We start from the raw sequence: 6,678 nt of genomic DNA on the forward strand, positions 1-6,678 counted from the left end.
CCCCCAGATCAGGAGAACCCCCAGCATGGACATCGCAGGCAACGTCGCCCTCATCACCGGCGGGGCCTCGGGCCTCGGTCTCGCCACCGCCCGCCGGCTGCTCGACGCCGGAGCGTCGGTGGTCCTGGCCGACCTTCCCTCCTCCGACGGCAAGGCGGTCGCCGCTGAACTCGGCGACCGGGCCGTCTTCGCGCCCACCGACGTCACCAGCGAAGCCGACGTGAGGGCCGCGCTCGACGCGGCGGCAAGTCTCGGCGAACCGAGGATCGCCGTCAACTGCGCCGGCATCGGTACCGCCGCCCGGACGCTGAGCAAGAGCGGCCCCTTCCCTCTGTCCGACTTCGCTCGCACAATCCAGGTCAATTTGATCGGCACCTTCAACGTGATCCGGCTAGCCGCCGAGAGGATGGCAGCGCAGGAGCTGACCGGGGGCGGGGAGGAACGCGGCGTGATCATCAACACCGCGTCCGTGGCCGCGTACGAAGGTCAGATCGGGCAGGCCGCGTACTCCGCCTCGAAGGGCGGCGTGGTCGGCCTCACCCTGCCCGTCGCCCGGGACCTGGCGAGCCACCGCATCCGCGTCATGACCATCGCCCCGGGGCTGTTCGAGACGCCGATGCTCGCCGGGCTGCCCGAGGAGGCCAAGGCCTCGCTCGGCGCCCAGGTCCCCCACCCCAGCCGCCTGGGCCGCCCCGCCGAGTACGCCGCGCTGGTCCAGCACATCACCGAGAACCCCATGCTGAACGGCGAGGTCATCCGACTAGACGGGGCGATTCGCATGGCTCCACGCTGACACGGCCACCCTCAGCGAGTATATTCACATATGAATAGTCGTTTACAGGGTGCACCCGGCCCCTAGACCCCACGCAGGGACATGGACATGGACAGCTACACGGAGCACACCTCCTTCTACATCGACGGCGACTGGCAGCAGCCGCTCGGCTCAGATACCTACACCGTCATCGGCGCCTCCACCGAGGAGCCGATCGGACGGGTCCCGGTCGCAGGCGCCAAGGACATCGATGCCGCGGTGACCGCCGCTCGCCGCGCCCTGGACGCCCCTGACGCCTCCTGGCCCGCAGCGAGCCCGGCCGAACGCGCTGACGCCATGGAGCGGTTCGCCGCCGCCATCGAGGCCCGTGCCGACGAGCTCGGCCGTCTGGTCTCCCTCCAGAACGGCATGCCGATCGCCATGTCCCCGCAGGTCAACGGGCACAGCACGGCTGCGATCCTGCGCTACTACGCACATCTCGCCCGCACCTTCGAGTGGGAGGAGCGGCGGCCTTCCTTCACCGGCACCACCACTCTCGTGCGGCGGGAGCCGGTCGGGGTCGTGGGGGCGATCGTGCCGTGGAACTATCCGCAGACGCTCGCCATCATGAAGGTCGCACCTGCGCTCGCAGCGGGTTGCGCGATCGTCCTCAAACCCGCGCTGGAGACCTCACTGGACGCGTACGTCCTGGCCGAGGCCGCCGCTGAGGCGGGACTGCCGCCCGGCGTACTGAACATCGTGCCCGGGGCCCTCGAAGCGGGCGAGTCCCTCGTCGCACACCCCGGTGTAGACAAGGTCGCCTTCACCGGTTCCACTCCGGCCGGTCGTGCGATCGCCGAGGTCTGCGGGCGGCTGCTACGGCCGGTCACCCTGGAGCTCGGCGGCAAGTCGGCGGCGATCATCCTGGACGACGCCGACCTCGACGCCACCATGAAGGGGCTTGTGGGCGCCTCGTTCGCCAACAACGGCCAGACCTGCTACAGCAGCACCCGCGTCCTCGCGCCGGCCGCCCGCTACGCCGAGGTGCTCGACGCGGTCTCCGCCCTGGCTTCCGGCCTCCCGGTCGGCGACCCGCTCGACCCGGCCACGGCCGTTGGCCCCGTGGTGTCCGCTCACCAGCGCGAGCGCATCGAGAAATACATCACCTCCGGCCACTCCGAGGGCGCCCGGCTCACGACGGGCGGCAGGCGCCCCGCCCACCTGGAGCGCGGCTGGTACCTCGAGCCGACGGTCTTCGGCGACGTACGGCCGGACATGATCATCGCCCGCGAGGAGATCTTCGGCCCCGTCCTCGTCGTCACCCCGTACGCCTCGGACGACGAGGCCGTAGCTCTCGCCAACGACTCCGAGTTCGGCCTCGGCGGCACCGTCTGGACCGCCGACCAGGAGCGCGGCACGGCCATCGCCCGCCGGGTGCGCACCGGCAGCATCGGTGTCAACGGCTACCGACTCGACTTCAACTCCCCGTTCGGCGGTCGGCGCGCCAGTGGCCTGGGCCGCGAACTAGGCCCCGAAGGGCTGAGCGCCTACCTGGAGTGGCAGTCGGTCTACCTGCCGGCCTGATCCCGGCCGGCGCCACGGGCGGTACCCAGGACACCCACACGTGCCCGGGCGCCGCCCGCATGCGCATCACCGGACTCGGCGAGCGCACAAGGGCGCGGGCACCCAGAGCCGCGGGGTTCTGGGCGGTACTCAAGGAAGAGATCGTGTGCCGCTCGAAAAGTCCGTCGCTGCAGGTGGCGGAGGTGACGGGTCGTCGACTGGGAGCATGACCGGATGTTCGTACGCCTGCTGTACAAGATGACCCGCAAGTTGATCTCCCTCCCATCGACGTTACTCCGCAGCGATGCCGCGAAGGATGCGGAGCTACTCGTACTCCGCCACGAGAATGCGGTCCTGCGCCGACATCTGACCCGAGCAGTCAGCTACGAGCCAGCGGACCGGTTCTGGTTCGCAGCCCTGTCCGGACTCATACCCCGGCTGCGCTGGCGCGAGGTCTTCCCGGTCACCCCCAGTACCCTGCTCCGCCGGCACCGCAGGTTCATCGCCGCGAAGTGGGACTACAGCGCGCGCCGACGCACCGGTCGACCGCCCGCCGCCATGGCGACCAAGAACCTCGTCCTGCGACTGGCCGACGAGAATCCGCGCTGGGGCCACCGGCGGATCCAGGGCGAGTTGGCTCGGCTCGGACACCGGATCGCAGCCTCGACGGTGTGGCAGATCCTGCACGCAGCGGGCATCGACCCGGCGCCGCGTCGCTCCGGTCCGACCTGGCGTGAGTTCCTCAGCGCGCAAGCCGAGGGCATCATCGCGGCGGACTTCTTCCACATCGACACCGCGCTCGGCAGGCGGCTGTACGCGCCGGCCTTCCTCGAGCACGGCACCCGGCGCCTGCACATCACCGGCGTCACCGCCAACCCGACGCAGGGATGGACGGTGCAGCAGGCAAGGAATCTCGCCGCTGACCTCGGCATGCGCATGGAGTCCCTGCGGTTCCTGCTGCGCGATCGGGACGGCAAGTACGGCGAGGCATTCGACGCCGTCTTCAAGGCCGAGGAACTGAACGTGATCAAGAGCGCGCCACGAGCACCTCGGATGAACGCCCACTGCGAACGCGTCATCGGCAGCATCCGCCGCGAGGTCCTCGACCACGTCCTCATTCTGGGCGAAGCGCATGCCCGACAAGTCCTTGCTGTCTACCAGAGCCACTACAACGAGCACCGGGCCCACCAGGCCCGCACCCAACTACCACCCGCTGCCCAGAATGAGCCTGCTGCAACGGACACCGGCGCTCACCGACTGCTGCGAACCCGCATCCTCGGCGGCCTCATCAGCGAGTATCGATACGCCGCGTGACGTGCAGCGACGACTTTTCGAGCGGCACAGGTCGCAGAAATACCTGCGGACCCGGAGCCGGACCACGACCTACGAGAGCCTAACGGCCGCCCGTCCACAGTGCGTTGGTACGAACTGTGCACACGCCTCGCCTGCTTCCGGCAGTCCGGGCATCGGCCCGGACGGCTGGTGGATACCGCCTCCACCACCAGGCCGCCGGAGGAGTCGCTGACGCGCTCCACTCGCACATCGATCCCGGGAATCAGCACATCCTCGACCGTCTTGCTCGCTATGGCAGGAAACACCCTGCTGAAACGATCCCCCGTTCCTGCCCCTGACCTGGGGATTCACGGAACTGCGGACAGAGCCAGATTCAAATAGCCCCATCAGCAATGCTGTTCGGTCAGACGGTTCGGTTGTACTCGTTGATCAGGCTGTTAAGTATGGGTTGTCGTCGAATTCGGCGGGCCTCAAGGCCGGTGGCAGTTGCCGCGGTGGGTGGTTTGGCGGCCGCGATGATGCCATGGGCTTGCGTGGTGAGGGACTGTCGCCGGGTCGGGCCGGAGCGCTGCGGAGCAGGGTCGACGCCGGCAGCACACAGAATCTCCGGACGGTTGAAGGCGCGGAGGCCGAGGTCGCTCTCCTCCTGGAACAAGATCTGGATCTCGGCCGGCACACCGGCGCCGACGTCGTCCGGGCAGCCGTATTCGCGCTCCCCGTACTGGAGGTCGTGGACAGCCGGATCGCGAACTGGGACATCGACCTGGCGGACACGATTGCCGACAACGGCTCGTCCGGGGCCTTCGCCGTCGGCGCCGTACCGGTCCCGCTGGCCTGAGTGGACCTGCGCACGAGCGTGATGACGCTGACCCGCGACGACGCGACGGTCTCGCAGGGCACCGGCGCCAAACTGCCTGGGCTATCCGCTCACCGCCGCCGTCTGGCTCGCTGACGCCCTCGCCACCTTCAACACTCCGCTGGGCCAGGGACATGGCGCTGACCGGGGCGCTAGGTCCGATGACCGACCTCACCCGGACCGCGAGCCTCGCCGCCCGATCCGAAGAAGCCTGGCGAGTGACGGCCATGGGCCCCGAGCGCGCTCGGGGCCCTGTCGAGACGGTGGTCAGCGGGTGGGGTAGAAGGCGTTGATCTCGGCCAGGACGCGGTCGGGTGCTTCGTGGACGAGGAAGTGCCCGGCGCCGGGGACATCGCTGCCGGTGGCCTCGGGGGCGCAGTCCTTGAGGGACGGCAGCATGAACGAGACGAGGCCGGACTGAGTGAGCAGACGGACCGGGATGGTCAGCGGGGTCGCCTGCAGCTCGGCGTTCTCGGTTTCGTCCTGGTCCCAGACCCGGTAGAGCTCGAAGCCGGCGTGCAGGACTTGCGAACGAGAGAACACCCTGACGTACTCGGTCAGTTCGCTATCGGAGACGGGCTCGCCGACACCGGACTTCATCGACTGGAAGCAGCGGGTGAGGAAGGTCTCGACCCGGTCGGTTACCAGTTCCTCCGCGAGCGGGTTCTGCTGATTGAAGGAGAAGTGAAACGACAGCGATGTGAGGTCGGCGGCCTTCGCGTTCTTGCCAACCACCGTGTAGTCCATGAGGAACAGCCCCGCCACCTGACGGCGGTACTGGGCGGCCAGCGGGTAGGCGACACCTGCGCCGAAGTCGTGGGCGACGACCTGCACGTTCTCGCGGTAGCCGAGGTGATTGAGCAGCCGGTGGACATAGGTGGCCAGAACCGTCCTGGCCATGGACGGCGGGTTTCCGGTCGAGTCGCCCATGCCTGGCAGGTCGATCGCGATGACGGTACGGCCGGGCAGCAGCGAGGGCATGATCTCGCGGTACACGTACCAACTGTGCGGCCAGCCGTGCAGCAGCACCATCACCTGCGGACCGTCGCCACCGATCACGTAGTGCATCTGCACATCGTCGATGGTGGTGAAGCAGTGCCGAAAGTGCTCGGCAAATTCGACGTCATCCTTGGTCGCCGCGTCGAAGCCGGAGCTGAGCGGCTCCTCCGACTCGACGGCTGCGGCGGTCGTGGTTGATCCAGTGGGGGCATTCATGGTGGCGGTAGGTCCTTCGCGGTAGATGGCAGTCGTGGACTGTGGTGCGCGGGTGAGCCAGGGGGCCGCGTCGTTTCCAGTGCGCGCGAAAGGTATGACCGGCCTGGTCATCCGGGGGACCGCATCCCGACGCGTTTCACCATACAGAAAATTGGACTGCGTGCAACCAGATGCATGCCGTTTATGTTTCTAGGCTCGATTCGGGAGGGCGAGTCATCGCCGCCATCACGCGCGGCCCCAGCAGCCCCGCTCTTCAGCTTCCTGAGGTACTCGCCACGCCTTTGTCAGCGCGCTCGAGCACAGGCCCGCCCGCACAAGCGTGCAACCAACGGCACGGCACGCGAATGATGCGACCGGCCTGGCCATCCCTAGGACTCACAGCCGCACACCGGCTCCAGGGGCCAGGTATTTGGATGGCGTGTAAACATGGATGGCGTTTGGTTCTCTATGCTCGACTCGGAGGGTGAGTCATGAACCTGCGTGAACAAAAGAAGCTGGCGGCCCGGCGCGCCATTCGGACCGCCGCGCTCCAACTGTTCGACGAGCGCGGGTTCGAGGCCGTCAGCGTCGAGGAGATCGCCGCCGCGGTCGGCGTCTCCCGCAGCACCTTCTTCAACTACTTCGCCGGCAAGGAAGCCGTCGTCTTCGACCAGGACCCNNGCCCCTGTGGGACTCACTGGCCGCGATCCTGGTTGGCTTCAACGAGATCCTCGGCAACCGACTGCCGCTGCAACGACGACTGAAGGCCCACTCTCCAGCCCTGGCAAAGTCGAGTTGGGACATTATCGGCGAACAGTTCGAGGCCGACCTGAGGGCATGGATGACACCACGCACCCCTGACGGCGACTCCCTTGCCGCAACCCTGCAGCTCAACCTGGCAACCGCAGCACAAAACACCGCATACCAGGCATGGGACCCAGGCGAATCCTTCGACGACTACCTGCAAAAGCTGAAGCATTGCCTGCACCAGGCGCGCCCCGCCATCACACCCCCCAAACCC

At 67.8% G+C, this 6,678-nt stretch carries 6 protein-coding genes and 1 pseudogene; 6 read left to right on the forward strand and 1 reads right to left on the reverse strand.

Annotation, left to right across the window (positions count from 1 at the left end):
- Positions 1-25 precede the first annotated feature (25 nt).
- The 4 genes from CCN51_RS09920 (at position 26) to CCN51_RS59595 (ending at position 4,445) form a co-directional block, all read left to right on the forward strand.
- Entirely contained in the window at positions 26-793 is a 768-nt protein-coding gene (locus CCN51_RS09920; protein WP_014181216.1) for a 3-hydroxyacyl-CoA dehydrogenase, read from the forward strand.
- Between the two features lie 87 nt (positions 794-880).
- On the forward strand, positions 881-2,335 hold the full coding sequence (locus CCN51_RS09925) for an aldehyde dehydrogenase (RefSeq protein WP_014181215.1): 1,455 nt from the start codon (positions 881-883) through the stop codon (positions 2,333-2,335).
- 213 nt (positions 2,336-2,548) lie between these two features.
- Positions 2,549-3,628, forward strand: a complete 1,080-nt coding sequence (locus tag CCN51_RS09930; RefSeq protein ID WP_086859455.1) for an integrase core domain-containing protein — start codon at positions 2,549-2,551, stop codon at positions 3,626-3,628.
- A 502-nt stretch (positions 3,629-4,130) separates the two neighbouring features.
- Positions 4,131-4,445 carry a 2-keto-4-pentenoate hydratase gene (locus CCN51_RS59595; RefSeq protein WP_014181213.1) on the forward strand — a complete coding sequence of 105 codons (315 nt, stop codon included), beginning with the start codon at positions 4,131-4,133 and terminating at the stop codon, positions 4,443-4,445.
- A 285-nt stretch (positions 4,446-4,730) separates the two neighbouring features.
- Here CCN51_RS59595 and CCN51_RS09940 read toward each other — a convergent pair whose 3' ends face one another.
- Positions 4,731-5,678, reverse strand: coding sequence for an alpha/beta fold hydrolase (locus tag CCN51_RS09940; protein ID WP_014181212.1), 948 nt, complete (start codon positions 5,676-5,678; stop codon positions 4,731-4,733).
- 470 nt (positions 5,679-6,148) lie between these two features.
- Here CCN51_RS09940 and CCN51_RS57165 point away from each other — a divergent pair, with 470 nt between their 5' ends.
- Positions 6,149-6,421 carry a TetR family transcriptional regulator gene (locus CCN51_RS57165; protein ID WP_245881599.1) on the forward strand — a complete coding sequence of 91 codons (273 nt, stop codon included), beginning with the start codon at positions 6,149-6,151 and terminating at the stop codon, positions 6,419-6,421.
- A gap of 77 nt (positions 6,422-6,498) precedes the next feature.
- Positions 6,499-6,678: pseudogene (locus tag CCN51_RS57170) on the forward strand (TetR family transcriptional regulator); the annotation flags it as partial.

It is taken from the genome of Streptomyces milbemycinicus (assembly GCF_002154605.1).
Lineage (GTDB): Bacteria > Actinomycetota > Actinomycetes > Streptomycetales > Streptomycetaceae > Streptomyces > Streptomyces milbemycinicus.